Annotated in this window: 22 protein-coding genes and 1 tRNA gene; 7 read left to right on the plus strand and 16 right to left on the minus strand. The window is 70.6% G+C overall.

The annotated features are described in order from the left end of the window. Nucleotides 1–32: 32 nt before the first annotated feature. The 3 genes from RVR_RS13270 to RVR_RS13280 are packed head-to-tail and all read right to left on the minus strand — an operon-like array spanning nucleotide 33 to nucleotide 3,411. Nucleotides 33–929, minus strand: coding sequence for an SDR family oxidoreductase (locus tag RVR_RS13270; RefSeq protein ID WP_202234051.1), 897 nt, complete (start codon nucleotides 927–929; stop codon nucleotides 33–35). After that, nucleotides 926–1,891 carry an alpha/beta fold hydrolase gene (locus RVR_RS13275; RefSeq protein WP_202234052.1) on the minus strand — a complete coding sequence of 322 codons (966 nt, stop codon included), beginning with the start codon at nucleotides 1,889–1,891 and terminating at the stop codon, nucleotides 926–928. The genes RVR_RS13270 and RVR_RS13275 overlap by 4 nt, the downstream gene beginning before the upstream one ends. Then, on the minus strand, nucleotides 1,888–3,411 hold the full coding sequence (locus tag RVR_RS13280; protein ID WP_202234053.1) for a flavin-containing monooxygenase: 1,524 nt from the start codon (nucleotides 3,409–3,411) through the stop codon (nucleotides 1,888–1,890). The genes RVR_RS13275 and RVR_RS13280 overlap by 4 nt, the downstream gene beginning before the upstream one ends. A gap of 271 nt (nucleotides 3,412–3,682) precedes the next feature. Here RVR_RS13280 and RVR_RS13285 point away from each other — a divergent pair, with 271 nt between their 5' ends. From RVR_RS13285 to RVR_RS13305, 5 genes are all read left to right on the plus strand, one after another. Next, a complete protein-coding gene (locus tag RVR_RS13285) occupies nucleotides 3,683–4,570 on the plus strand; it encodes a MerR family transcriptional regulator (RefSeq protein WP_202234054.1) in 888 nt (295 codons plus the stop codon). A 97-nt stretch (nucleotides 4,571–4,667) separates the two neighbouring features. Further along, entirely contained in the window at nucleotides 4,668–4,934 is a 267-nt protein-coding gene (locus RVR_RS13290; protein ID WP_272933077.1) for a DUF2630 family protein, read from the plus strand. Further along, on the plus strand, nucleotides 4,931–5,254 hold the full coding sequence (locus tag RVR_RS13295) for a GNAT family N-acetyltransferase (protein ID WP_237404714.1): 324 nt from the start codon (nucleotides 4,931–4,933) through the stop codon (nucleotides 5,252–5,254). The genes RVR_RS13290 and RVR_RS13295 overlap by 4 nt, the downstream gene beginning before the upstream one ends. A gap of 229 nt (nucleotides 5,255–5,483) precedes the next feature. Beyond that, nucleotides 5,484–7,031 (plus strand): DNA-3-methyladenine glycosylase 2 family protein, encoded by a 1,548-nt coding sequence (locus RVR_RS13300; protein ID WP_202234055.1) that lies wholly within the window; start codon nucleotides 5,484–5,486, stop codon nucleotides 7,029–7,031. Next, the gene (locus tag RVR_RS13305) at nucleotides 7,028–7,552 is read left to right on the plus strand and encodes a methylated-DNA--[protein]-cysteine S-methyltransferase (RefSeq protein ID WP_202234056.1); all 525 of its coding nucleotides are present in this window, start codon (nucleotides 7,028–7,030) and stop codon (nucleotides 7,550–7,552) included. The genes RVR_RS13300 and RVR_RS13305 overlap by 4 nt, the downstream gene beginning before the upstream one ends. Before the next feature lie 111 nt (nucleotides 7,553–7,663). Here the strand turns inward: RVR_RS13305 and RVR_RS13310 are convergent, their stop codons facing one another. The 12 genes from RVR_RS13310 to galU all read right to left on the minus strand — a co-directional run bounded on the left by RVR_RS13310 (nucleotide 7,664) and on the right by galU (nucleotide 20,038). After that, nucleotides 7,664–9,877, minus strand: a complete 2,214-nt coding sequence (locus RVR_RS13310; protein WP_202234057.1) for an MMPL family transporter — start codon at nucleotides 9,875–9,877, stop codon at nucleotides 7,664–7,666. A gap of 193 nt (nucleotides 9,878–10,070) precedes the next feature. Further along, nucleotides 10,071–10,670 carry a TetR/AcrR family transcriptional regulator gene (locus RVR_RS13315; RefSeq protein WP_202234058.1) on the minus strand — a complete coding sequence of 200 codons (600 nt, stop codon included), beginning with the start codon at nucleotides 10,668–10,670 and terminating at the stop codon, nucleotides 10,071–10,073. Between the two features lie 263 nt (nucleotides 10,671–10,933). Further along, nucleotides 10,934–11,569, minus strand: a complete 636-nt coding sequence (locus RVR_RS13320; RefSeq protein ID WP_202234059.1) for a GTP cyclohydrolase II — start codon at nucleotides 11,567–11,569, stop codon at nucleotides 10,934–10,936. A 115-nt stretch (nucleotides 11,570–11,684) separates the two neighbouring features. Further along, entirely contained in the window at nucleotides 11,685–12,557 is an 873-nt protein-coding gene (locus RVR_RS13325; protein WP_202234060.1) for a putative RNA methyltransferase, read from the minus strand. 393 nt (nucleotides 12,558–12,950) lie between these two features. Continuing rightward, on the minus strand, nucleotides 12,951–14,411 hold the full coding sequence (locus tag RVR_RS13330) for an eCIS core domain-containing protein (protein ID WP_202234061.1): 1,461 nt from the start codon (nucleotides 14,409–14,411) through the stop codon (nucleotides 12,951–12,953). 278 nt (nucleotides 14,412–14,689) lie between these two features. Continuing rightward, a tRNA-Ala gene (locus RVR_RS13335) sits at nucleotides 14,690–14,763 on the minus strand. A gap of 70 nt (nucleotides 14,764–14,833) precedes the next feature. Then, nucleotides 14,834–15,931 carry a divisome protein SepX/GlpR gene (gene sepX, locus RVR_RS13340; protein WP_202234062.1) on the minus strand — a complete coding sequence of 366 codons (1,098 nt, stop codon included), beginning with the start codon at nucleotides 15,929–15,931 and terminating at the stop codon, nucleotides 14,834–14,836. A 128-nt stretch (nucleotides 15,932–16,059) separates the two neighbouring features. Further along, entirely contained in the window at nucleotides 16,060–16,680 is a 621-nt protein-coding gene (locus tag RVR_RS13345; RefSeq protein WP_202238585.1) for a GNAT family N-acetyltransferase, read from the minus strand. Continuing rightward, nucleotides 16,677–17,243, minus strand: coding sequence for a MogA/MoaB family molybdenum cofactor biosynthesis protein (locus RVR_RS13350; RefSeq protein WP_202234063.1), 567 nt, complete (start codon nucleotides 17,241–17,243; stop codon nucleotides 16,677–16,679). Before RVR_RS13350 ends, RVR_RS13345 begins: the two co-directional genes overlap by 4 nt. After that, nucleotides 17,240–17,722: a cyclic pyranopterin monophosphate synthase MoaC gene (moaC, locus tag RVR_RS13355; protein WP_202234064.1), complete on the minus strand. Its 483-nt coding sequence runs from the start codon at nucleotides 17,720–17,722 to the stop codon at nucleotides 17,240–17,242. Before moaC ends, RVR_RS13350 begins: the two co-directional genes overlap by 4 nt. Before the next feature lie 88 nt (nucleotides 17,723–17,810). Continuing rightward, nucleotides 17,811–19,133, minus strand: coding sequence for a molybdotransferase-like divisome protein Glp (gene glp / locus RVR_RS13360; RefSeq protein ID WP_202234065.1), 1,323 nt, complete (start codon nucleotides 19,131–19,133; stop codon nucleotides 17,811–17,813). Next, a complete protein-coding gene (galU, locus tag RVR_RS13365) occupies nucleotides 19,130–20,038 on the minus strand; it encodes a UTP--glucose-1-phosphate uridylyltransferase GalU (RefSeq protein ID WP_202234066.1) in 909 nt (302 codons plus the stop codon). Before galU ends, glp begins: the two co-directional genes overlap by 4 nt. An 81-nt stretch (nucleotides 20,039–20,119) precedes the next feature. Here galU and RVR_RS13370 point away from each other — a divergent pair, with 81 nt between their 5' ends. Next, the gene (locus RVR_RS13370) at nucleotides 20,120–20,734 is read left to right on the plus strand and encodes a 5-formyltetrahydrofolate cyclo-ligase (RefSeq protein ID WP_202234067.1); all 615 of its coding nucleotides are present in this window, start codon (nucleotides 20,120–20,122) and stop codon (nucleotides 20,732–20,734) included. Here the strand turns inward: RVR_RS13370 and RVR_RS13375 are convergent. After that, entirely contained in the window at nucleotides 20,724–23,465 is a 2,742-nt protein-coding gene (locus tag RVR_RS13375; RefSeq protein ID WP_202234068.1) for a penicillin acylase family protein, read from the minus strand. The two genes, RVR_RS13370 and RVR_RS13375, sit on opposite strands and share 11 nt — an antisense overlap. A gap of 178 nt (nucleotides 23,466–23,643) precedes the next feature. On the opposite strand from RVR_RS13375, the gene RVR_RS13380 reads away from it, so the two are divergent. Continuing rightward, entirely contained in the window at nucleotides 23,644–25,140 is a 1,497-nt protein-coding gene (locus RVR_RS13380) for a potassium/proton antiporter (protein WP_202238586.1), read from the plus strand. Nucleotides 25,141–25,165: the final 25 nt, after the last annotated feature.

The following is a 25,165-nucleotide window of genomic DNA, read 5'->3' on the forward strand; positions in this document are numbered from 1 at the left end:
GGAAACAACCCCAGGTCAGAGGGCGGTTACGCTTACGGAGCGTAGTGCGTGGAGGCCCGCGCGGACTCGTCCGCGGCGCCTCCCCTGCCGACCAGGCCACGCCGCGCCCCGGTCGCCAGCGTCGCACCGGCCCGACGCAACTCCCGCTGCGCCAGCGCGCCGCCGATGACCGACGGCAGGTAGCCGCGCACCGGTTGCATGCCGCGCAGCCACCACTGCGCGTACACGTGCGGGGAGCGCCGTACGATCCCGGCGGCGATCCGCTCGACCGCCGGCTCCAGCGGGTAGGTCCGGTTCGTCGGCCAGGGAAGGCGGGCGCGCATGGTGCGCAGTGCCTCGTCCTCGTCGGCGCCGCGCACCATGTCGGTGTCGGTCCAGCTCAGGTAGCCGACACCGACCTTGACACCCTTGGTGCCCATCTCTGCGCGCAGGCTGTGTGCGAACGCCTCGACGCCCGACTTGCTGGCGCAGTACGCCGCCATCAAGGGCGCGGGGGTGATCGCCGCGAGCGATGCGATCTGCAGGTAATAGCCGCGCGAGTCAACGAGCGCCGGCAGGAACGCCCGTGCGGTGGAGACGCTGCCCAGCAGGTTGACCTGGATCACCCGGTCGAAGGCGTCGGGGTCCGACTCCAGGAACGGGCCGCCGGTGGCGACACCCGCGTTGGCGACGGCGACATCGATCCGTCCGAAGCGCTCCCGGATGTCCGCCGCCGCCTCGGCCATCGCCTGCCGGTCGGTGACGTCGGCGGTCCAACTGGCCGCCCCGCCCCCGAGGGACGCGGCGACGCTCTTCAACTCGTCGGGCTCCAGGCCGACCAGCGCGAGCCGGGCTCCGCGCGCCGCGAGCTTGCGGGCGAGCAGCTCCCCGACACCACGCGCGGCGCCGGTGACCACCACGACCTGGCCGTTCAACGACGTTCCGCTCATGCGCTCTTCTCCTGTACGGCAGCCGCGACGTCACCGTCGGCCATGCCTTCGGCCGCCGTTCCTTCGCCCGTCAGATGATCGGACGCCATGGTGCGGATCGCCGCCTCGACGGCGGTCGCGTCCTCCAGCGGCGTCATGTGGCCGCGGCCGGGCAGTTCGGTCACCCCGACGCAGTCCGGCAGCGCGGCGGCGATGCGGTAGGTGTGCACCTTGGGCGTCAGTTTGTCGACGGTTCCGACCACGATCGCGGTCGGCGCGGACAGTTGGGGCACCTTGGCGTCCAGGTCGAGCGCGGCCAGCACCTTGCCCCACTCCGCGCGCTGCCGCGGCCGGCAGGCGTGCACCATCCGAGCGCAGGACGCCACCTGTTCGGGTGACGAACCAGGGCCCATCACCCCGTACTTCAGCGCCGCCTTGGCGACCGGCGTCACCGGGCCCAGCGGCAGTCTCGACACGAGGATCTGGCGGTGGAGCACGTCGCGCAGCCAGCGGGCGCTCAGTCGCGGCGGCAGCACCTGGGTCGTGCGGACCAGCCGGCTGCCCCCGGTGCTCACCAGCAGCACCGCGGCGGTGCGTTCGCGCACGGACAGGCGGTCGGCGGCCGCCATGATCGTCATCCCGCCCATGGAGTGGCCGACCAGCAGGGCGCGTTCGCCGTCGTGGAGCACCGTCTCGAGGACGGCGTCCAGGTCGTCGGCCAGCATGCTCGTGGCGTAACCCGCGCGGACGGCGGACGACCCGCTGAGGCCGTGGCCGCGCTGGTCGTACGCGATCAGGCGGTAGTCCGACGCCAGGGCGCGCACGATCGGCGCCCACAGCAGCGTCGAGCACGTCCACCCGTGGGACAGCACGATCGTCGGGGCGTCGGCGCGGCCGTACTCCTCGACGTTCAGACGGGTCCCGTCCGCCGATACCGCCGTCAGGGTCCTGCGCGGCTGTACCGCCTCGTACGACGTCGTCATGACGCCACCTCCACAGCTCGCCCGGACGCGGAGGCGGCCGCCGGCCGTCCCGCGGGTGCCAGTAGGTTGTACTCGGAAAGCTTCACCTGCTTGGTGGCCCGCCGGAACTCGGCCGTGGTGCCGGGCCAGGCGGTCGTGTTGCGGCCGTTGGCGTCCAGGTACCAGCTCTTGCAGCCGCCGGTGTTCCAGACGGTGCGCGCGGCACGGCGCTGCATCTCCTCGTTCCACGCGGCGACCGCGGCCGGCTTGGCGTCCAGGGCCGCGGCGCCCGAACGCTCCAGCGTGCGCATGTAGTCCGCGACGTAGTTCAGGGACGACTCGATCATCAGGATCATCGAGCTGTTCCCGAGGCCGGTGTTGGGCCCGATGATGAACAGGAAGTTCGGGAAGCCGTCCACGGTGCAGCCGCGCAGCGCGGCCATGCCGTCCTTCCAGTGCTCCTTGAGGCTGCGGCCGTCCGCTCCGACGACCCGGTCACCGATCGGCATGTCGGTGACGTGGAAGCCGGTGCCGAAGACGATCGCGTCGACCTCGCGCTCCGTGCCGTCGGCCGTCACCACCGACGACCCGCGCACCTCGCTGAGCGCCGAGGTGACGACCTCCGTGTTGGGCTGCGAGAGCGCCGGGTAGTAGGCGTTGGACAGCAGGATGCGCTTGCATCCGATGGTGTAGTCGGGCGTGAGCCGGGCCCGCAGTCCCGGGTCCTTGACGGACCTCCTGAGGTGCCCGCGCGCTATGCGCTCGGCCGCCTTCATCAGCTTCGGCTGCTTGACGAACGCGCCGACCTGGAACTCCCGGATCAGCCACAGGACCGCGCGCCGCATCTTCGCGGTGCCGGGCACCGTGCCGTGCAGCCACCTCTCGGCCGCGCCGATGGGCCGGTCCACCCGCGGCATCACCCACGGCGGGGTGCGCTGGATGACCGTCAGCTTCCCGACCTCCGGCTGGATCGAGGGCACGATCTGGATCGCCGAGGCGCCGGTGCCGACCATGGCGACGCGCTTGCCCTTGAGGTCGAAGTCGTGGTCCCAGCGCGAGGAGTGGAACACCTTCCCGGGGAAGTTCTCGATGCCGGGCACGTCGGGGATCTTCGGGTCGGACAGCGGTCCGGTCGCGGAGACCACGACGTCGGCGGTGAGTTCGCCGCGCGCCGTCGCCAGGTGCCAGTGCCGCGCCTCGGCGTTCCAGCGCGCCTGCTGCACCTCGGCACCGAAGCGCAGGTGCGGCCGCAGCCCGAAGGTGTCGGTGACCCGTTCGAGGTAGGCGCGGATGTGCTTCTGGCCGGAGAAGGCGCGCGGCCAGTCGGGGTTGGGGGCGAAGGAGAACGAGTAGAGGTGGGACGGCACGTCGCAGGCGCACCCGGGGTAGCTGTTGTCGCGCCAGGTGCCCCCCACCGCGTCCGCGCGTTCGAGGATCACGAAGTCGGTGATCCCCTCCCGCCGCAACCTCACGGCGACCCCCAGGCCGCCGAAGCCGGACCCGATCACCGCCACCCGCACGTGTTCGATGTCGTCGCCCATGGCACCCGCCCTCCCAATTGCCCGTCCAATCGCGCCAGCAATCACTGGCACAATTGGACTGTAGGGCACGGGAGGTTACCTCCGGTAGGGGTAGGTCCGGATTTCACCCGCCCGTGTCGACACCGCCTCCGCGCCCACCGGGCCCGCGGCGCACCCTCCCGGGCCCGGTGGGCGAACGGAAGGCCCACTCCGGACAAATCCGTCCGGAACGGGGCTCCGGCGCGGCAGAGGGCCTCCTGGAGCGTTTTCGCCCACCCCCTAGGCTGGTCGCGTGGACGACAACGCGACCGGACCGCGCGAGTACCGCGTCGAGGAACTGGCCGAAGCAGCCGGCATCCCCGTCAGGACGCTGCGGTTCTACCGCGAGCGGCGCCTGCTCCCGCCCCCGCGCCGCGAGGGAAGGATCGCCTGGTACTCCGAGGACCACCTCGCACGCCTGCGCACCATTTCCGCCCTCCTGGAACGCGGCCACACCCTCGGCGGCATCGCCGACCTGATCGCCGCCTGGGAGCACGGCCGCACGCTGGACGGCGTCGCCGAGCGCCTCGGGCTCGAAGGCGCCCTCAGTGTCCCGTGGTCGGAGGAGACGCCGGTCCGTCTCAGCCCCCAGGAACTCGCCGATTACTTCGGCGAGGACATCAGCCCCGAGAACCTGACCAACTCCCTGGAGATCGGCTACATCGCGGTCGACGGCGAGCACGTCGTGCACGTCAGCCGGCGGCTGCTGGACGCGTCGGCAGCGCTCGTCCGCGAGGGCGTACCGCTGTCCGCCGTCCTGGCCGCCGGCCGCGAGGTGCGCACGCACGTCGACGCGATGGCGGACCTGTTCACACAGGTGATCAAGACCCACGTCACCGGCGACCTGGCCGCCCTGTCCCCGGACGACGCCCAGCGCATCACCGAGTCCCTGCACCGCCTGCGTCCCTTGGCCAAGAACATCGTCGACGCGGAGATGTCGCTCGCCATGGACCGCAGGGTGCGCGCGGAGATCGACGCCTGGATGCGGTCCTACGCGGAGCCGCCCTTCGAGACCGACGACGCCGTGGACACCGATGACGCCGGCACCCTCGGCGCGGGGCCGGACGGGGACAGCGGTCCGGGAACGGAGCCCGGGGGCCGCGACCGTACGGAGCGGCAACCGGCCACCCGGGAACCGTGACCGGACCCACCCCGGAAACCGTCACCCGGGGGCCCCGCGCGCGACGCGCCGCACGACCTGAGACAGTGGATACGGCCCATCAACCGGGAGGTGCCCCGTGCAACAACCACACGACGCCGACGCCGAGCAGGCCATCCTGGGCCGCATCAGCAAAATGGTCTCCGACGAGAAGGCGCTTCGAGACCTGCTCGCGGGAGGCGGTGACGAAGGCGGGGACCAGCGCGATCGCCTCGCCGCCCTGGAGCGCGAACTCGACCAGTGCTGGGACCTGCTGCGCCAGCGCCGCGCCCTGACCGAGGCGGGCGAGGACCCCGGTGACGCCCGCGTACGCCCCTCCTCGACCGTGGAGGGCTACCGCTCGTGAGTCCCAGCGCCGCAGACGGCGACCTGACCGTCACCGACGTCCCGTCCGCACACCGCTACGAAGCCCGTACGGCCGACAGCCTCGCCGGCTTCGCCTCCTACCTGCGGGGGGACTCGGTGATCGCCTTCGTCCACACCGAGGTGCAGGACGGCTACGAGGGCCGCGGTGTGGGCTCCGCCCTGGCCCGCGCCGCCCTCGACGACGCGCGCGCCCGCGGGCTCGGCGTCCTGGCGATCTGCCCGTTCGTCGACGGCTGGATCAGCAAGCACCCCGAGTACGAGGATCTGCGCTACACGCCTGAGAGCAAGGTGGCGGACTAGCAGTCCGAACACCGAGGTCCGCCCGTCGGCCAGGGGTTCAGAGGTAGGACGTCCGGCACCCTTGTGGCCAAGGTGGCACAGGCTGCCAGGCGACACAGGACGGCCGTCCCGCCCGGACACCTGGGGCCCCTGCCCTCCGGCGCTTCCCGCCCCCGCTTGCGCATCGACCATGATGTCCGTGTCGGATTTCCGCCAGACCGATGCCGTGACGAGGGGCGACACTGGTCGTGTGCATACGGACTTCGACGCCTGCGTCCGCGCCGTGCAGTCGAAGGACTCCCGTTTCGACGGGTGGTTCTTCACCGCGGTGCTGACCACACGCATCTACTGCCGGCCGAGTTGCCCCGCCATGTCGCCGAAGGCCGAGAACATGACCTTCTACCCGAGCGCGGCGGCCGCTCAGCAAGCCGGGTTCCGCGCCTGCAAGCGGTGCCGCCCGGACGCCAGCCCCGGCTCGCCCCAGTGGAACGAGCGGGCCGACCTCGTCGCCCGCGCCATGCGGCTGATCGGCGACGGCGTCGTCGACCGGGAAGGCGTGCCGGGCCTCGCGTCCCGCCTCGGCTACAGCCCGCGCCAGGTGGAGCGCCAACTGCTCGCGGAGCTGGGGGCGGGCCCCTTGGCGCTGGCCAGGGCCCAGCGGGCACAGACCGCACGGCTGCTCATCGAGACCACGGCCATGCCGATGAGCGAGGTGGCCTTCGCAGCCGGCTTCGCCAGCATCCGCACCTTCAACGAAACCGTCCGGGAGGTGTTCGCGCTGGCTCCCGGCGAGCTGCGCGCGAGGGTCGCCAAGGGCCGTCCGGCGGCCACCGCCGGCTCGATCGCGCTGAGGCTGCCCTTCCGTCGACCGCTGACTCCGGACAACCTCTTCGGCCACCTGGCGGCGACCGCCGTCCCGGGCGTCGAGGAGTGGCGGGACGGCGCGTACCGGCGCACCCTGCGACTGCCGCACGGCCCCGGCACGGTCTCGCTGCGGCCACTGCCCGACCACATCGCCTGCCTGCTGTCGCTCACCGACTGGCGGGACCTGGGACAGGCGATCAGCCGCTGCCGTCGCCTGCTCGACCTGGACGCCGACCCGCTCGCCGTCGACGCGCTCCTGTCCTGCGACCCGCTGCTCGCCCCCCTGGTCGCCAAGGCGCCGGGACGCAGGGTGCCGCGCGTCGCCGACGGACCGGAGTTCGCCGTGCGCGCGGTACTCGGGCAGCAGATCTCGACATCGGCCGCGCGTACCCACGCGGGGCGCCTGGTGGCCGCGTACGGGGAGCCCGTCGCCGACCCCGGCGGCGGCCTGACCCACCTGTTCCCGGCGCCCGAGACGCTCATCGAGCACGCACCCGCGTCACTGGCTATGCCGCAGACCCGCAAGGACACCCTCGCGGCGCTGCTACGGGCCCTCGTGAGCGGCGAACTCGACCTGGACGTCGGCAGCGACTGGCAGCACGCCAGAGCCCTCCTCGCGGCCCTTCCCGGCTTCGGGCCGTGGACCGTGGAGACCATCGCCATGCGCGCGCTCGGCGACCCGGACGCGTTCCTCCCCACCGACCTCGGGGTCAGGTACGCGGCCCGCGACCTGGGCCTGCCGACCACTCCCGCCGCGCTGACCCGTCATGCCGCCGCCTGGCAGCCATGGCGCGCATACGCGACGCAGTACCTGTGGGCCACGGGCGACCACCCGATCAACGCCCTTCCCCAGGACGAACGAACGACCATGACACTCCCCGCCGACCCATCCGCCAGTCACCTCGTCCCAGCCACGGAAGGCACCGCACCATGAGCACCGCGACCACGACCCCGACGGCGCCCGCCGTCCACACGGTGGTGGACAGTCCCTGCGGTCCGCTGACGCTCGTCGCCCGGGAGGGTGAACTCAGCGGCCTGTACATGACCGACCACCGGCACATCCCTCCCTCGGAGGCCTTCGGCCCGCGCGCCGCCCTGCCCGCCTTCGACCGCGTCCGGGAACAGCTCGCCGCCTACTTCGACGGCGACCTCACCGTCTTCGACCTCCCCCTGCACATGGCAGGCACTCCCTTCCAGAAGCGCGTCTGGGCGGCGCTGTGCGACATCCCGTACGGCGAGACCGCCACCTACGGCGAACTCGCCGCCGCCCTGGGCAGCCCCACCGCCTCCCGCGCCGTCGGCCTGGCCAACGGCAGGAACCCGGTCAGCATCATCGTCCCCTGCCACCGCGTGGTCGGAGCCAACGGCAGCCTCACCGGTTACGGCGGCGGCCTCGCCCGCAAGCAGCTGCTGCTCGAACTCGAACGCGGCACTCAGCAACCGACCCTGATGTGATGTCACCCGTGCGGGTGACATGACGCCGCGCGTCACCCGAGCACGCGCAGGCCCGGCCGGTCATCCACGACCGGCCGGGCCCACACGGGACTTCCCGCGGCGGGAGGACCGTCAGACGCGCACGCCCTCCAGATCCTCGTCGTCCGAGGAGGCGACGCGAGTCGGGCGCTCGGCAAGGCTCTTGCGCAACTGCTCCCCCTCCACATCGACGTTGGGCAGTGCACGCTCCAGCCAGCCCGGCAGCCACCATGCCCACCGGCCGAGCAGAGCGAGCACCGCGGGCACGATCGTCATCCTCACGACGAACGCGTCGAACGCCACCGCGATCGCGAGCCCGAAGCCCATCATCTTGATCATCGATTCCGACGATCCGATGAATCCGGCGAACACACTGATCATGATGACCGCGGCCGCCGACACCACCCGCGCACCATGGGTGAACCCGGTGACGACCGCTTGGCGCGGCGACTCACCGTGCACGTACGCCTCGCGCATCCGGGTGACCAGGAACACCTCGTAGTCCATGGCCAGTCCGAAGACCACGCCGACCATGAAGATCGGCATCATGCTCATGATCGGACCGGTCTGCTGGACACCGATGAGGCCGGACAGCCAACCCCACTGGAAGACGGCCACCACGGCGCCGAGCGCGGCGAGCACCGACAACAGGAAGCCGAGCGCCGCCTTCAACGGCACCAGCACCGACCGGAACACCACCATCAGCAGCAGGAACGCCAATCCCACGACGAGTGCCAGGTAGGGCACCAGGGCGTCGTTCAGCCGCTGCGAGACGTCGATGTTCATCGCGGTGGTGCCGGTGACGAGCACCTTCGCGCCCGTGGAGGCGGTGAAGTCACCCGCATGGCCGCGGATGGTGTGCACCAGGTCCTCGGTCTGCGTGCTGCTCGGCTTGGACGCGGGCACCACGGTGAGCGTCGCCGTGTCCCCCTTCGGGTTGAACGCTGGCGCCGTGACCGTCTTGACGTCGGCGAAGCCCGCGATGGTCTGCTTGATCTCCTGGGCGGCGGACTTGGGCTGCTTGCTTTGCGCCGCATCGACGACCACCGTCAGCGGTCCGTTGAAGCCCGGCCCGAAGCCGTCCGACAGCATGTCGTACGCCCTGCGCTGGGTGGTGCTCACCGGCTGCGAACCGTCGTCCGGCAGCCCCAGCTCCATCCGGCTCATCGGGATGGCCGCGAGGCCCAGCGCCACCACCGCGGCGACCAGGAACGGCACCCGCCTCCGTACGACCAGCCGCGCCCAGCGCGTGCCCATGTTCGGCTTGTCCGACGAACCGGCCCGCCCCTTGCGCACCTTGCGGGTGAGCACCTTGGTGCCGGCGAAACCGAGCAGGGCGGGGATGAGGGTGAGCGCGATCAACACCGCGAGCGCCACCGTCGCGGCCGCCGCCAGACCCATCTTGGTGAGCATCGGGATGTTGACCACCGCCAGGCCCGCCAGCGCGATCAGCACAGTGAGACCGGCGAACACCACGGCGGAACCAGCCGTGCCGACCGCCCGGCCGGCCGCGTCCTCTCCGTCCCGCCCCTCCATGAGCTCATGCCGGTGGCGCGAGACGATGAACAGCGCGTAGTCGATTCCGACCGCCAGCCCGATCATCGACGCGAGCGTGGACGAGGTGCTCGACAGGCCGAGGGTGGTCGCCAGGGCTGTGATGGACGCGATGCCGACCCCGACACCCATGATCGCCGTCAGAAGCGGCAGCCCTGCGGCGACCAGTGAACTGAACGTGATCAGAAGCACGACCGCCGCTATGCCGATGCCTATGACCTCGCTGTTGCCCGTCTCCGGTGACGCCTCGAGCGCGGTGCCGCCGGTCTCGACGGTCAGCCCGGCATCGCGGCCGTGCTGCGCCGCGTCCTTGATCGCCGTGTGGGTGGCATCGGTGATTGCTGTCGACTTGGCGACATAACTGACAGACGCGTACGCGGTGGTGCCGTCCTTGCTGACAGCGCCCGCGGTGAACGGGTCCGCGACCGTCGCCTTCTGCGGGCTCTGCCTCAGATCCGCGACGACCTTCTCGACAGCCGCCTTGTTCGGCCCCGCGGTGATCTTCTGGCCGTTGGGTGCCTGGAAGACCATCCGCGCGGACGCGCCGTCGGCGTTGGTGCCGGGAAAGCGCTCGTGGAGCAGGTCGAACGCCTGCTGCGCCTCGGTACCCGGGACGGTGAAGTTGTCGGCCGGCGCCGACCGCGCGGTCGCGGCGCCGACGCCCGCGAGTGCGAGCAGCGCCACCCACAACAGGACGACGTAGCGCCGCTGCCGGAAGGAGAACCGGCCCAGCTTGTAGAGGAATGTGGCCATGGAGGCATGGGCTCCCGTCAGGAGGGGGCGGACATGGGCGTGAGGAACCAGCCCGACGACGAGAGCGGCGTGTCAGGTGGAGCGTGATGGGGAGATGTGACGGTACGAGTGAGGTTCAGACGTACTGGTTCGGTCGGATCAGGGTTCGGACGAACAGCACTGGTCGGCCGAACCGGTCATCGTGTCGCGGGGCTCAGGACAGGCCGAGCGCGGGGACGACCACCGCGTCGATGTATCTGTGGCTGTACTCCGGGTCGGGGTCGACGCCTTCGATGATCGGGCGCGTCAGCGCTCCCCCGAACAGCATGTGCGGCACGAAGTCGCGGGCCGGGTTGTTCTCGTCCAGCTCGCCGCGGTCGACCGCGCGCTGCACCAGTTCGGCGAAGCTGGCCAGTTCCGGTTCGATGAGCAGCTCGCGCAGGGCGCGGAACAGCTCGATGTTCTGGAACGCCGCGTGCGACAGCCCGCGCATCAGTTCCTGGTCGCGCTTGACTTCCCCCTCGTCGTGCAGCCGCACGAGTTCGTGGAGGTCACCCGCGAGGGAACCCGTGTCGATGTCCGCGAGGGACACCGGCTTGCACTGCCGAAGCGCCGTGGCGACCAGTTCGGGTTTGCCCTTCCACTGGCGGTAGAGGGTGGCTTTGCTGGAACGGGTCCGGGCCGCGACGGCGTCCATGGTCAGCGCCTCGTAACCGACCTCGCGCAGCAGGTCGACCACGGCCTGGTACAGCTCCTGCTCACGTTCGGGAGTCAAGCGGCTGCGCCGCGTAGAGGTGCCGGCTTCCGGCGACATGCCCTCTCCTCCCTGCCCGACCGGTCGCGCCGGTCCCACGGACCGCCGCACCGAGCGAACGTGCTTCGAAACGATGTCGTACACCTAAGAGGGTAGACGCCCCGCGATCGAAACGCCACCGTTTCGATGGTGGGGCGTATCACGTCGCCCCCAGGCAACCGTCAAGCCCCCTATCAGGTCGTTTTGCCCCGGCGCCGAGGCATCCGGACTCCCGCGCTCCCGTTTCGCCCGTTCACGCCCCGTCGAGGTCCGGCGGCTTACCGTCACGCCGGCAGAGCGATCGTGTGCCCCGTGTGCTCGACCTTGGCCCGCAGGTAGCTGACGTTGGACTCCGACACATGTGCCGCGGTCGGCATCCGCTCGACGATCTCGACGCCCAGGGCGGCGAGCTGCCGCGCCTTGTCGGGGTTGTTGCTCAGCAACCTGACACTTCCGGCGCCGAGGGCTGCCAGCATCTGGGCGGCGGCAGTGTAGTCGCGCTCGTCCTCCGCGCGGCCGAGGGCGAGGTTCGCCTCATAGGTGTCGAGGCCGTCGTCCTGGAGAGCGTAGGCGTCCAGCTTCGCGTACAGCCCGATGCCTCGCCCTTCCTGCCGCAGGTAGAGCAGGTAGCCGCCGGTGGCGGCGATCCGTTCCACGGACTCCCTCAACTGCGGTCCGCAGTCGCACCGCTCGGAACCGAACACGTCCCCCGTCATGCACTCCGAGTGCGGACGCACCACCGGCACGCCGCCACCGCGGTAGTCGCCCAGCCCCAGCGCGAGGTGTTCCTTGCCGTCCACCAGACCGGTGAACGTGAACACGTCGGCGACCGTCCGCCATCCGTCGGAGAACCGGAGCGGAACACGCACCTTCGTACGGATCGCGGCGGCGGCCGCCCCCGCACCAGCGTCAACCGTCATCGCCACTCCCTCACAAGATCTTGAACTCTCAAGCTCTCCCGGGCCGGGGATTATTTCCCCCTGTCGCGTGGTGCGGGCCACACCGCCGGCGCGACCCTGGGCACGGCCGACCGCGTCACCTCGGCCGGTACACCGCCAGTGCGAAGGACGCGGTGGTCTCGACCGTGCTGCCCATGGCGGCGATGCGTCGCACCAGATCTTCAGGGTCCACGTGGCGGGCGGAAGGCCCCATGGAGACGAGGTCGTTCGCCTCATGGGGTGTCAGTCGCAGGCCATACTCCAGTTCCCGAGCGCCGGCGTCCTCGACCTCGAAGTGGGCGTCCAGCGTGCGCGCGAGTCGCTCCTCCTTCGCCGCATCGACCGCCAGGAGGCCGGCGGCACCACGCAGCTCGCCCAGGTGCCGAGGCGTCGGGGTGACGACCACGAGTGCACCGCCCGGCCGCAGGACGCGCCGGAACTCGGGGCCGTTGCGCGGCGCGAAGACGTTCAGCAGGACGTCCGTCGATGCCGACCGCACCGGTAGGTCGCGCCACACGTCCCACACCGCGGCGGCGGCCCGCGGATGCGCACGCGCCGCCCGCCGCAGCGCGAACTTGGAGGCGTCCAGACCGAGCCCGACTGCATCAGGCGCAGCATCAAGGACGGAGGCGAGGTAGTAGCCGGTACCGGCCCCCGCGTCCAGGACGGTGCCACCCGCCCCGCACCGCCGAGCGGCGGCTTCGGCCACCGCGCGGGCCAGCGGTGCGTAGTGGCCGGCACCGAGGAAGGCGTCTCGGGCACCAACCATGGGCCCGGTGTCCGCGCTCCCGGCACGCATGTCGCCTGTCAGGAGGCTGACGTAACCCTGGCGGGCGATGTCGAAGGTGTGCCGCCGACCGCACCGAAGCGCGCCTGCCGACGCCTGGAGCCCGTCGCCGCACAGCGGGCAGCGCAGGACGTCCAGGAGCCTGCGGCGCGGGTCGCCGTACTCGAACACGGTCGGGGGCATGCTCTGTTCCTCGGCATCACTCGGCAACGGGCGTAAGCGGTCGCAGTTCCCGGAACGAGCTCCGCGCACCGCGTGGCGACGAAGCGATGTCACACGGAGCAACCCGAAACCGCTGGTTCGGCCCCTGCGAGCCCCATCAGTCCCGGTGAAGGATTTCCCCGCTCGGGAAACTGCTGGGCCGCCAGGCGGCCGCTCACGGGCCTCATGAGGCCAAGGAAGACGATCTTCCCGGTCCGGATGCGCCGCGCGCCAAGCGCAAACGCACCGTCACCGCCCGTACGTCGACAGGGCTCTCCGAGCAGGCGCAGCGCCATGCCGCCCCTGGGACGCGTGCTCCGTCGCTCCACCACACGCCCACGAGGCTACAGGCCGACAGGACGGGCACGATGCGCCCTACTTGGGCTGGGGGCGCTGACGGTGGAACACGTCGATGCCCTCCACGAGGCCCTTGGTCACGATGGCCGGCTTCTCGGACAGCCACTGCAGGGCCGTCTCGTTGGTGGGCGACTCCTGGACCATGCCGTAGACCCGCAGGTAACCGCCGAGGCGGTTCAGGAGCTCGCTCGCCTTGACGTCCGCCGGACGCCCGTAGGCAAGCAGGGGCGAGTGGCCCGCGTGCACGTAGCTGTCCATACTGTGGAACTCAAGGGCGAGGTGTTTGCGTTCGGAGGAGAGTCGGCTCCCCTCGATGTCGCCGACCAGCTTCGACAGCTTGGCGGAGCCCCTGGGGTAGCTGTCCCCCATGGCGAGCTTGAGCGCCGCGGCCGCCTCCATGCCGAATGCCCTCAGCTCCGAGCAGATCCACCGCTCCTTCATCGTCAGCTTGGGTGTCTGGGACTTGAACCCGCCGGTGATCGAGTCGAGGGCGTGCTGCATCTCGTGGGCCACGGTCGCGGCGAACTCCCGCAGCTTGGCCGGCCCCTCGCCGTCGGCAGGCGGCCTGATCCGCAGCACACCGCCCTGCGCAGTCTGGTCGTCGATGACGAACTGCGCACGCGCGCCGTTGAAGTTCGTCTCGTCGTCGATCTCGACGGCGATGGACGACTCCTCCAGCGCCTTGAACAGGCTGCGGTAGGGGACGACGAACTGGACGCCTTCCTGCTCGCCGGACGCCTTGGCGAGCAGTTCGGCGAAACGGTCGGGATGGAGGTTGTCCCGCGACCACTTGCCCTTGGCGTAGCCGACGGCCCGCTGCACGGCCGGCGCTCCCACATGGACCGACGCCGCCGTGTCGGTCGCGCGCTGCACAGGCGCCGGGCCGGCCAGCACCCGGGTGGCGTTGGCCTCCGCCTCCCGCTCGAAGCGGTCCGACGGGGAGGAGACCTTCAGCCCCTGGCCGTTGTCGGTTCCCGCGACCGGCCCCTGCCGCTGCTGGACGACGTGCGTCAGCTCGTGCGCAAGAGTGTGCCGGTCCGTGCCGCCCTCACCGAGGACCACATGGTTGCCGGAGGTGTAGGCGCGGGCGCCGATCTCGCTCGCCGACCGTTGGGCCGCGATCCCGGTGTGCAGTCGGACGTCGGAGAAGTCCGCGCCGATCCTCGCCTCCATGTCGCGCCTGACCGGATCCGCCAGCGGCGCACCAGGGCTGCGGAGCACCTCCTCGACCGCCGAGCGCTGCACGGCCGGGGTGGAGGCCGCCCGGTGCCCGCAGGAGCCCCCGTGGACGTGCCCGCCCTGCCCCAGCACCCCGGCCACCGCGGCGTTGCCTGCGGTGCGTTGCAGGGCGAGCAACGACGCTCCGACCACCGCGCCGGGCAGCAGGGGCGCCGGAAGCGAGGGCTGCGCCGCCTCCCGGGCCGCCGCCTTGCGGCGTACGGCCGTTTGCGGCGTCTTGTCACTCTCGTGGGCACGCATGAGACAGATCCCTTGTCACGGCACGAACGGCAGTCTCATGCATACACGCTGCCCGCCCCCGCGCGGGAGGGCGCGAAGGGCAGAGCACAGTGCCCTCGAAGCACCCTGGAGGTGAACGGGCAACGCCAAAGAGGTGAAACGGTGATGCGCCACTGGATGCCCCACCCGCGACCGCCGCTCGGAAACGACCCCGCACACACGAAAGATCCCGCCCGGTCCTGTGACCTGACGGGATCTCGTGAAATCTTCTCGAGCGAACTTGAGAATCTTCGTTGTTGTGGACCTGAGGGGATTCGAACCCCTGACCCCCTCGATGCGAACGAGGTGCGCTACCGGACTGCGCCACAGGCCCTTGCAACGAGTGAAACTCTAGCACCCCCGAGAGGGTGGTCGTGCACCGGTTATCGGCTGCTCCACGACGCTCACTCGTTGGCGGCGCGCGGGCGGTCGGGGTCGGCGTACTGGTCGAACAGCGGCGTCCGGGTGCTGCGGGGCCGACGCGCCGGGGGCTGCTGGGCGCGCGGCTCGGCCGCCTCCCTGGGCTGCCGGCCGTCGCGCTGGTCGTGCTGCTCACGCGCCGCGGCGGCGTCACCGGGCGTCGTGCCGGAGCGCGCTGAACTCCACGTGCCGGGAGCGCCGAGATCGACGCCCTCGGACGTACGGGGGGCGACTGGCGCGGTCACATAGGTGGGCAGCGGCACCGGAACGGGCGCCCAGCCGTCCTCGGCGGACTGCTGCGCACGCTGCTGGTCGATCCACTCGGCATGGTCCGTCTGCTCGACCAGGGCACGGCGGTCCGCCGAGCGGGGGGACGGCGAGGGCGCTGCGGGGAGCGCCGACCGGGCCGCCGGCCGGGCCGCCTGGGGCGCGGACGAGGGGCGCTCGTCGCGTTCGCGGGCGCGGTCGGCTGCCGGGGGCGAGGCGGGCCTCGGCGCCCTGAGGCGACGCGCGGCCTCGGCGGCATGCCGCTGATCCAGGCGCACCTCATAGCGGCGGCGCTCCTGGCGGCGCATCTGTCCGATGTAGAAGGTGAGGAGGACGGCCGGGGCAGCGGGCGCCCACAGCAGGTCGACCCCGCCGACTGCGGCGGCGATGGCGCCGACGGTGAAGGCGAGGAAGAGCGTGGTGGTGATACGGCGGCGGCGGGCGAGCAACTGGGCCCGCTGGTTGCCAGCGCCACGAGGGCCGGGGGTCGGGGTCGCCGGGGCCGCCGGGCGGGCGGGCGGCCGCCGCACCTCGGTCGCGGGCACGGCCAGCCCCCGGACGTCGACCGACTCGTCCGGGAGGTCCGGGTCGGCGTCGTCGTCCGGCACGTCGGCGTCGGGCTCGACGTTCTCGCCGCGCGCCCTGGCGACGCGCCGCTCCATCGCCGCGCGCCCGGACAGCAGCCGGATGGCGGTGCTGAAGCGTTCCGTCGGACGCGCTTCGTTGAGCTCGTCCTGCCTACGGAGCCACATCGGCACCAGGTAGGCAGCCCAGGCCCCGACGATGACTGCGTAGATGAGGCCGCTACTGCTCACGAGCTACACCGTAGGGGCGATCGAGACACGCCATTGGCAATTCGGCCCGGTGTGTCGCACGATCTGGCTGATACATCGAGATTTTTGTGCGATGAACGCCCGATCGCCTTTGTCATCGAACAAAGGTTTCATTTCTGGGGAGTGCCCGGCTTCGCCTGCTTCCATCGGCTCAGGAGTCCGTCGGGCACTTCTTCCGCGGTGAGCGCGTAGACGAGGTGGTCTCGCCATCCGCCGTCGATATGCAGATAGCGCGGACGCAGTCCCTCCTCGCGGAAGCCGAGCTTTTCCGCGACCCGACGGCTGGGGCCGTTCTCGGGACGGATGCACACCTCCACCCGGTGCAGGCCGACCCGCCGGAAGCAGTGGTCCACCGCGAGTGCGACGGAGGTCGGCATCACCCCTCGGCCGGCGACCGCCTCGTCGACCCAGTAGCCGATGTGAGCGGAGCACATGGAGCCCCAGGTGATTCCGGCTACGGTGAGTTGGCCCGCGAGCCGCCCCTGGTAGTCGATGACGAACGGCAGCATGCGGCCGGCGTTCGCCTCTCGACGCAGGTGTCTGACCATCTGACGGTACGTGGGGCGCTGCACGATCTGCCCCGGTGGGGCGGGCGGCACCGTGGCCTCCCAGGGGCGCAACCAGTCCCGGTTGCGGCGGTTGACCTCACGCCAGGCGCGCTGGTCGCGCATCCGGATCGGGCGGAGGGTGATGTCACCGTCCACCAACTCGGCCGGCCAGGACCCGTTCAGCTCGGTCTCCCAGTGACGGATTGCGGATCATCGCCTGAAGGGTGATCCGACTGCTCTTTCGGGTGATCGCCGCCATGGAGCTGGTCGACGGCGTGTGCGACGAGCGGCGCGAGCACGGCCAGGCCGTCCTTCACCCCGCCGGTGGAGCCGGGAAGGTTCACCACCAGGGTGCGCCCGGCGACCCCCGCGACGCCACGCGACAGCAGGGCGGTGGGCACTTTGCGCGCGCCCGCCGCGCGGATCGCCTCCGCGATGCCCGGCACCTCGTAGTCGAGCACCGTCCGAGTGGCCTCGGGGGTCCGATCGGTGGGCGAGAGCCCGGTGCCCCCGGTGGTGACCACGACGTCGTAGCCCGCGCCGACCGCTTCGGCGAGCGCCTCGCGCACCGGCTCCCCGTCCGGCACGACCTGTGGGCCGTCCACGGCGAAGCCCCACTCGGTCAGCGCTGCGACGATCAGGGGGCCGCCGCGGTCCTCGTACACCCCTGCGGCGGCGCGGTTCGACGCGGTGACGGCCAGGGCGCGCAGCGAGGACGCCGATCGGTCGGAGCCGTGCGCGCTCATGCCCGTCGCCAGTCGCCGGACTTGCCGCCGGTCTTCTCCTCGACGCGCACATCGGTGACGACGGCGCCCTTGTCGACGGCCTTGACCATGTCGACGACGGTGAGCGCCGCGACCGTCACCGCGGTCAGCGCCTCCATCTCGACACCTGTGCGGTCGGTCGTCCGGACCGTCGCCGCGATCTCGACCGCCTGGTCGGTGACCGCCAGGTCGATGGTCACACCGGACAGCGACAGGGGGTGGCACAGCGGAATGAGGTCGGGCGTGCGCTTGGCCCCCATGATGCCGGCGACCCGCGCGACGGCGAGCACGTCGCCCTTCGGCAGTTCGTCGGCGCGCAGGAGTTCGACCACCCGGGGCGCGACCAGGACGCGCCCTGTCGCACGGGCGGTACGCGCGGTGACGTCCTTGTCGGAGACGTCGACCATTCGGGCCGCGCCTGCCTCGTCTACGTGGGTGAGGTGCTGCTGCGCGCTGCTCATCGTTCTCCCGGTACGGTCGCCTGCGCAGACACCGTACCGGCCTGCCGCCGGGCGTGGCGCGCTGGCCCGCACGCCAGGATGCCGCGTGCTAGTCCAGCAGCACCACGTCGACCTCACTGCCCGCGGCGAGCGAGGTGACGGCCTCCGGCACGACGATCAGTGCGTCCGCGTGGGCGAGCGCCTTGACCAGGTGGGAGGCGGCACCACCCACAGGGGTGACTGCGCCGGAACGTTTGTCGTACTGCGCCCGCAGGAACTGTCGCCTGCCGTCCGGCGAGTCCTCGATCGCGGTGGTGCACGCCGCCTGTACGACCCGGCGGTGGACGTCACCCGCGCCCATGAGCGTACGGATGACCGGTCGTACGAACATCTCGAAGGACACGTAGGCGCTCACCGGGTTGCCGGGCAGCGCCAGCAGCGGTGTGCGTTCCGGGCCGATCCGGCCGAAGCCCTGCGGCTTGCCCGGCTGCATGGCGAGTCGTCGGAAGTCGACATGCCCGGCGGCGTCCTCTGCCCCCTCGCCGAACGAGCCGCCCAGCGTCGACAGCGCCTCCTTGACGACGTCGTAGGCGCCGACACTGACGCCACCGCTGGTGACGACGACGTCGGCACGGATGAGCTGGTCCTCGATGGTGGCGCGCAGCGTCTCGACCTCGTCGGCGACGGCACCGACCCGGTACGCGATGGCGCCGGCGTCCCTGGCGGCGGCGGTGAGCGCGAAGCTGTTGGAGTCGTGGATGCGCCCCGGGGTCAGCCTCTCACCCGGTTGGACCAGCTCGCTGCCGGTGGAGACGACCACGACGCGCGGGCGCGGCCGGACGGTGACCGTGCCGCGGCCGATCGCCGCCAGCAGCCCGATCTGCGGCGCTCCGAGGACCGTGCCCGCCGCCAGCGCCAGCTCGCCCGCCGTGACGTCGCTCCCGCGGGCCCGTACGAACTGCCCCGTCTCCGGCGCCCTGTACACGCGGACCTCACCGGAGGCCCCCGCCGGGTCGCCGCCGAACGACGCCATGGAGTCGGCCGGTCCGCCGCCCTTGCCGCCGTCCGTCCACTCGACCGGGACGACGGCCTCGGCGCCCTGCGGGAGCGGCGCACCCGTCATGATGCGGGCGGCCTGACCCGGCCCGACGGTGGGCAGTTCGCCGCTGCCCGCGGCGATGTCGCCGATCACGTCGAGCACGGCAGGATGCTCCGACGTCGCCGCCTTGGTGTCGGCGACCCTTACGGCGTAGCCGTCCATGGAGCTGTTCGGGAAGGGCGGCAGTGAGGTGGGCACCCTCACGTCCTCGACCAGTACGCATCCCTGGGCATCAAGGAGTTGCAAGTCGATCGGGTCCAGCGGGGAGAGCTGCCCGAGGATGTTGTCCAGGTGCTCCGAGACGGACCACAGACGATCGACGCCGTGACTCACTCTTGCATCTCCTCATCGACGTACGAGCGCAGCCAGGTCCTGAAGGCAGGGCCCAGGTCTTCACGTTCGCATGCCAGTCGGACAATCGCACGCAGATAGTCACCGCGGTCGCCGGTGTCGTAGCGGCGGCCGGTGAACACGACGCCGTGGACGGGACCGGCGTCGGAGTCCTGGTGGGCCAACTCGCGCAGGGCGTCGGTGAGCTGGATCTCGCCGCCCTGGCCGGGCTGGGTCTTCTTGAGGACGTCGAAGACGCCGGGGTCGAGGACGTACCTCCCGATGACGGCGTAGTTCGAGGGCGCCTGTGCGGCCTGCGGCTTCTCGACCAGGTCGGTGACACGCACGACGTCGGGTTGGCCTGTCGGCACTATGGCGGCCGACCCGTACAGGTGAATGCTGGACGAGTCGACCTCCATGAGCGCCACGACGCTCCCCCCGTACTCCTCCTGGACCGCGATCATCCGTGACAGCAGCGGGTCGCGCGGGTCGATGAGGTCGTCGCCGAGGAGCACCGCGAACGGCTGGTCACCCACGTGCGGTTCGGCGCACAGGACCGCGTGCCCCAGTCCCCTGGGGTCGCCCTGGCGCACGTAGTGCATGGTGGCGAGGTCGCTCGACTCGCGCACCTTGGCCAGCCGGGACTCGTCGCCCTTGCGGCTGAGCGCCTCTTCGAGTTCGTAGTTGCGGTCGAAGTGGTCCTCCAGCGGCCGCTTGTTGCGCCCGGTGACCATCAGCACGTCGGAGAGCTGTGCCGCGACCGCCTCCTCCACCACGTACTGGATCGCCGGCTTGTCCACCACCGGCAGCATCTCCTTGGGAGTGGCCTTGGTGGCGGGCAGGAACCGCGTGCCGAGTCCCGCCGCCGGGATGACAGCCTTGGAGATCCGTGTACGTGTACTCGTCATGCCGTGCACCATAGCGACGAAGAATGTGGGGAAGATGAAGAACGGGTTGATTATGGCTTATGCACAGCGTTTGGGCATGGTATGACCGGCACTGCGACACTTAAGGCGGAGTTGCGGGCGCGACTCCTGGAGGCCAGGCGCGCGTTGACCGCGGGCGAACGCCAGGCGGCGGACGCGGCGCTGGTGCAGAGAGTACGTGACTGGGCGCCGCTGGCAACCGCGGGCACGATCGCCGCCTACGCGTCCATGGGCACGGAGCCCGGAACACATGATCTGATCGACGCCCTGCACGCCTCCGGCGCCCAGGTGCTGCTTCCGGTGCTCCAGCCCGACAACGACCTCGATTGGGCCCGCTACGGCGGCCCGGGCACCCTCGTACGGGCCTCACGCGGCCTTCTGGAGCCCTCGGGCGACCGCTTGGGCCTCCAGGCCGTCACCGCCGCGAACGCCGTGCTGCTGCCCGGCCTCGCCGTCGACCGGCAGGGGGTGCGTCTGGGCCGAGGCGGCGGCTCGTACGACCGGGTGCTGGAACGCCTCGCCTCGGCCGGCGCCCGTCCCGTGCTCGCGGTGCTGCTCTACGCGCACGAGGTGGTCGACACGGTTCCCCGCGAACCGCACGACCACCTCGTCGATGCCGCCGTCACCCCTGACGGCGTGTTGCAATTCCGCCGCCCCGGAGGCGCAGCTACGGGGTGAGCGCCATCTTCGCCTTGGCGGCCTGGTCGACGCGCTTGTCGGAGTAGTACCAGGGCAGCAGCTTCCCGGCGGCCCACAGACTCGTCTGATCCGTGTAGTGCGCGTTGTAGGCGTGACCCGAGGCGCCCGTGAGGTTGATCCAGCGGGACTTGTCGAAGTCCTGGAGGTTGACGATCATCCGCATGGACGGCACCCACTCGACGTCGTAGCCGCCGGCCGCGTTCCAGCCGGTGGCGTCGACGGCCGCCTCGCCGCCGCTGAGCTGGTAGGGACCACGGTTGAGTATCCACTTCAGGACACCGGGGCCGTCGGTGCCCAGCGTCTGGTTCTTCAGGTCGAGCTTGTGCAGCCGACCCCAGCTCCAGGTGTCTATGTCCTTGCCGAGCTTGGCGGTCAGCTCGTAGCGGGCGTCCTTCATCGCCTGCGCGAGCAGCTGGTCGCGGTCGCTGCGGTGGGCCGGGTTCTGGTCGACGCCGAAGAACGCGGTCGTGGACATCGTCCACCACTGGCTGTCGGGCTGCTGGAGGATGTTGCGGACCACCTCGAACCAGCGGTCGCCACCGTCGGGCTGCGCCTCGTCGGCATCCCGCTCACCGCATTCCTCGACTGTCTTCGGCGTGCCGTCCAGATCGTCGACCGGCCCGGTCTCCCCGACGGGCGGCACCCTCAGGCACTGACCCTTGGGTCGTAGCTCCTTGGGCAGCTTGTTGCCGAACGCGAGCTTCAGGACGTTGCGCCACACCGCGTTGAAGTACGCGGCGGCAGCGGAGTCGGAGTCCTGGTTGTAGTCCCATCCTTCGAGCAGCTTCTGCGCGTCCCGCACATAGTCGCCCTTGTCGTTCTTTATGTTGATCTTCAGCAGGTAGGGCACCAGCAGCTTGGCGATCTCGCTGCTGTCGTCGTTCTGCATGGACTGCATGTCGTCCATGGAGATCTTGCCGCCGTCCTTGATCTTGGAGGCGATGAGGTCGTTGATGCGCTGGCTGCGCGTGCCGTAGTCCCAGTCCTCCGTCAGCAGGTAGGGGTACTTGCTCTGGTCGATGACGGCCTGGTTGGCGGTGACGATGTAGCCGCTCGGCGGGTTGTACTCATAGGGCATCGCCTTGGACGGGATGTACTTCTTCCAGTCGTAGTGCGAGTCCCAGCCGGGCACGGGGTAGGTGCCGTCGTCGCCGGAGGCGCGCACGGGGACCTTGCCCGGCGCCTGGTAGCCGATGTTGCCCTTGGTGTCGGCATAGATGAGGTTCTGCGACGGTACGGCGAAGTCCGAGGCTGCCGCGCGGAACTGGGTGAAGTCGGTCGCTCTGTCGAGTTCGAAGACCGCGTCCATGGTCTTGGAGGGCTGTAGCGCGGTCCACTTCAGGGCGACCGCGTAGCCGCCGTTGACACCGCCCGGCGGATCCGTGACGGGCGCGGTCTCACCGACGGTGCGCAGTTCGTCGCTCCGGTCGGAGATCACCGGGCCGTTGTTCGTCTCGCGGACGGTGATCGTGCGCGACTTGCCGCCGGCGACCTTGATCGTCTCGCGCCGCGTCGTGAACGGCACCTGCTTGCCGTCGAGCAGGTAGGTCTTGGCGGTGACCTTCTCCAGGTAGAGGTCGGTCACATCAGCGCCCAGGTTGGTCATGCCCCAGGCGATGTCCTGGTTGTGGCCGATGATCACACCGGGCATGCCGGAGAACGTGAAGCCGGTGACGTCGTACGGGCACGACTTGCTCAGCGTGCGGCAGTGCAGGCCCATCTGGTACCAGACGGACGGCAGCTGCGGCGCTAGGTGCGGATCGTTCGCCAGCAGCGGCTTGCCCGTCGTCGTGTACTTGCCGGACACCACCCAGGAGTTCGACCCGATGCCGCTGCCGGTCGGGCCGAGCAGGGTGGGCATCTGGTCGATGATCTGGGAGATGCCGGCGAGCTGGGTGTCGACCGAGCTGCTGATGTTCTGCGGGGCACCGGAACTCGTGGAGTCCTGCGCGTCGGCCGTGCCCGCCGGCTCGTACACCTTGGTGGTCGGGTCCACCGTCCCCGCATCGACGATCGGCTGGTTGCGGCTGTACGGGTAGTCGGGGTACAGCTGCTTGATCTGCGCCTGGCTGAGGCGGCTCGTCATCAGGGTGCGGTCGATCTCGTCCTGCATGTTGTCGCGCAGGTCCCACGCCATGGCCTTCAGCCACGCGACGGAGTCGACCGGCGTCCAGGGCTCCGGCTTGTAGTTGTTGCTCAACGACAATGCCGCGTACTCCAGGGACAGCGAGGCGCCGCTGTGGTCGGCCAGGTAGGCGTTGACCCCGTCGCTGTACGCCTGCAGGTACTCCTTCGTGGTGGAGTCGAGCTCGGTGTCGTACTCCTTCTGCGCGATGCCGTGCCAGTTGAGCGTGCGCAGGAAGGCGTCGGTCTCGACCTCGCTGCTGCCGAACATCTCCGACAGCCGCCCGGAGGTGAGGTGGCGGCGCACGTCCATCTCGTAGAACCGGTCCTGCGCCTGCACGTAGCCCTGGGCGCGGAAGAGGTCTTCGGGGGTGTCGGCGTAGAGCTGGGGGATGCCGTTGGCGTCCCGGTCGACGTCGACGGGCGCGGACAGGCCCTTGAGCTTCAGGGAGCCCGATGTCTGGGGGAAGGAGGCGCGCACCGTGCTGACGCTCCAGTACGACCCGTAGCCGAGGCCCGCCACGAGCAGGAGCACGACCGCAATCACGATGATGCGTAGGCGGCGGGACTTCTTCCGTGCGGGCATCGCTGTCCTTCGAGGGCAGGGTGAACCGGATGATCAAGTGCTGGTTGTGCAAGGGCAACCATAGGCGTACGGGCTGTGGCCGAGGGACGCGGCGTCCAGGTGACCATGGAGCGGGCCGAGGAACGTCAAGGACGGGTAAATTATTAGGTAAGGCAACGAAGTTGAAAGGACCGGGCCCCTGACTGTCCACCACCTCAACGAGGTCCTGCTGATCGGCGCCGCAGTCCTGCTGGTGGCCGTGATCGCCGTGCGGCTGGCCTCGCGCAGCGGCCTTCCGACGCTCCTGATCTACCTCGGCATCGGGGTGGCCATCGGGCAGGACGGCCTGTTCGGCTTCACCTTCGACGACGTCCAGCTCACCCAAGTGCTGGGATACGCGGCGCTGGTGGTGATCCTCGCCGAGGGCGGGCTCGGCACCAAGTGGCACGAGATCAAACCCGTGCTTCCGGCGGCGGCCGTGCTGGCCACCATAGGGCTGCTGGTGAGCGTGCTCGTCACCGCGGGTGCCGCGCACTACCTGGTCGGGCTGGGCTGGCGGCAGGCACTGATCATCGGCGCCGTGGTGTCGTCGACGGACGCCGCGGCGGTGTTCTCGGTCCTGCGGAACATCTCGCTTCCCAAACGGGTGACCGGTGTCCTGGAGGCGGAGTCCGGATTCAACGACGCCCCGGTCGTGATCCTCGTGGTGGCGTTCTCCAGCGCCGGACCCGTCGACCACTGGTACCGACTGCTCGGCGAGATCGCGTTGGAGCTGACCATCGGCGCCGCGATCGGCTTCGCGGTGGGCTGGATCGGCGCGTACGGCCTCAAGCACGTCGCCCTGCCGGCGTCCGGGCTGTACCCCATCGCGGTGATGGCGATCGCAGTGGCCGCGTACGCGGCCGGCGCCATGGCGCACGGTTCCGGCTTCCTCGCCGTCTACATCGCTTCGCTCATCCTGGGCAACGCCAAGCTGCCGCACCGCCCCGCGACCCGCGGCTTCGCCGAAGGGCTCGGCTGGATCTCGCAGATCGGCCTGTTCGTCCTGCTCGGACTCCTGGTGACACCGCACGAGCTGGGTGACGACATCGTGCCGGCCATCATCATCGGGCTGTTCCTGACGCTGGTGGCCCGTCCCGCCTCCGTGGTCGTGAGCCTGCTGCCGTTCGGGACGCCATGGCGCGACCAGGCACTGATGTCGTGGGCGGGACTGAGGGGAGCGGTGCCCATCGTCCTGGCGACCATCCCGATGGTCGCCGACATCACGGACAGCAAACGGATCTTTAACATCGTCTTCGTCCTGGTGATCATCTACACGCTGGTGCAGGGGCCGACGCTGCCCTGGGTGGCCCGGCATCTGCACCTGGGCGACATCGACGAAGCCAGTGCCTCGGACCTGGGTATCGAGTCCGCGCCCTTGGAGCGGCTGCAAGGGCACCTGCTGTCCGTGGCGATCCCCAGCGGCTCCAAGATGCACGGTGTCGAGGTCGGCGAGCTGCGGCTGCCCCAGGGCGCGGGCGTGACGCTCGTGGTGCGGGACGGGAAGAGCTTCGTCCCGCTGCCGGCGACCATGCTGCGCAAGGGCGACGAGCTGCTCGTGGTGGCCACGGACCCCGTGCGCGACGCCACCGAGGACCGGCTCCGCGCCGTCGGTCAGGGAGGCAAGCTGGCGAACTGGCTGAACGACGGCCGATGACTTCGGCGCCGGGGGCGAGGCCGCG

The organism is Streptomyces sp. SN-593, assembly GCF_016756395.1.
Lineage (GTDB): Bacteria > Actinomycetota > Actinomycetes > Streptomycetales > Streptomycetaceae > Actinacidiphila > Actinacidiphila reveromycinica.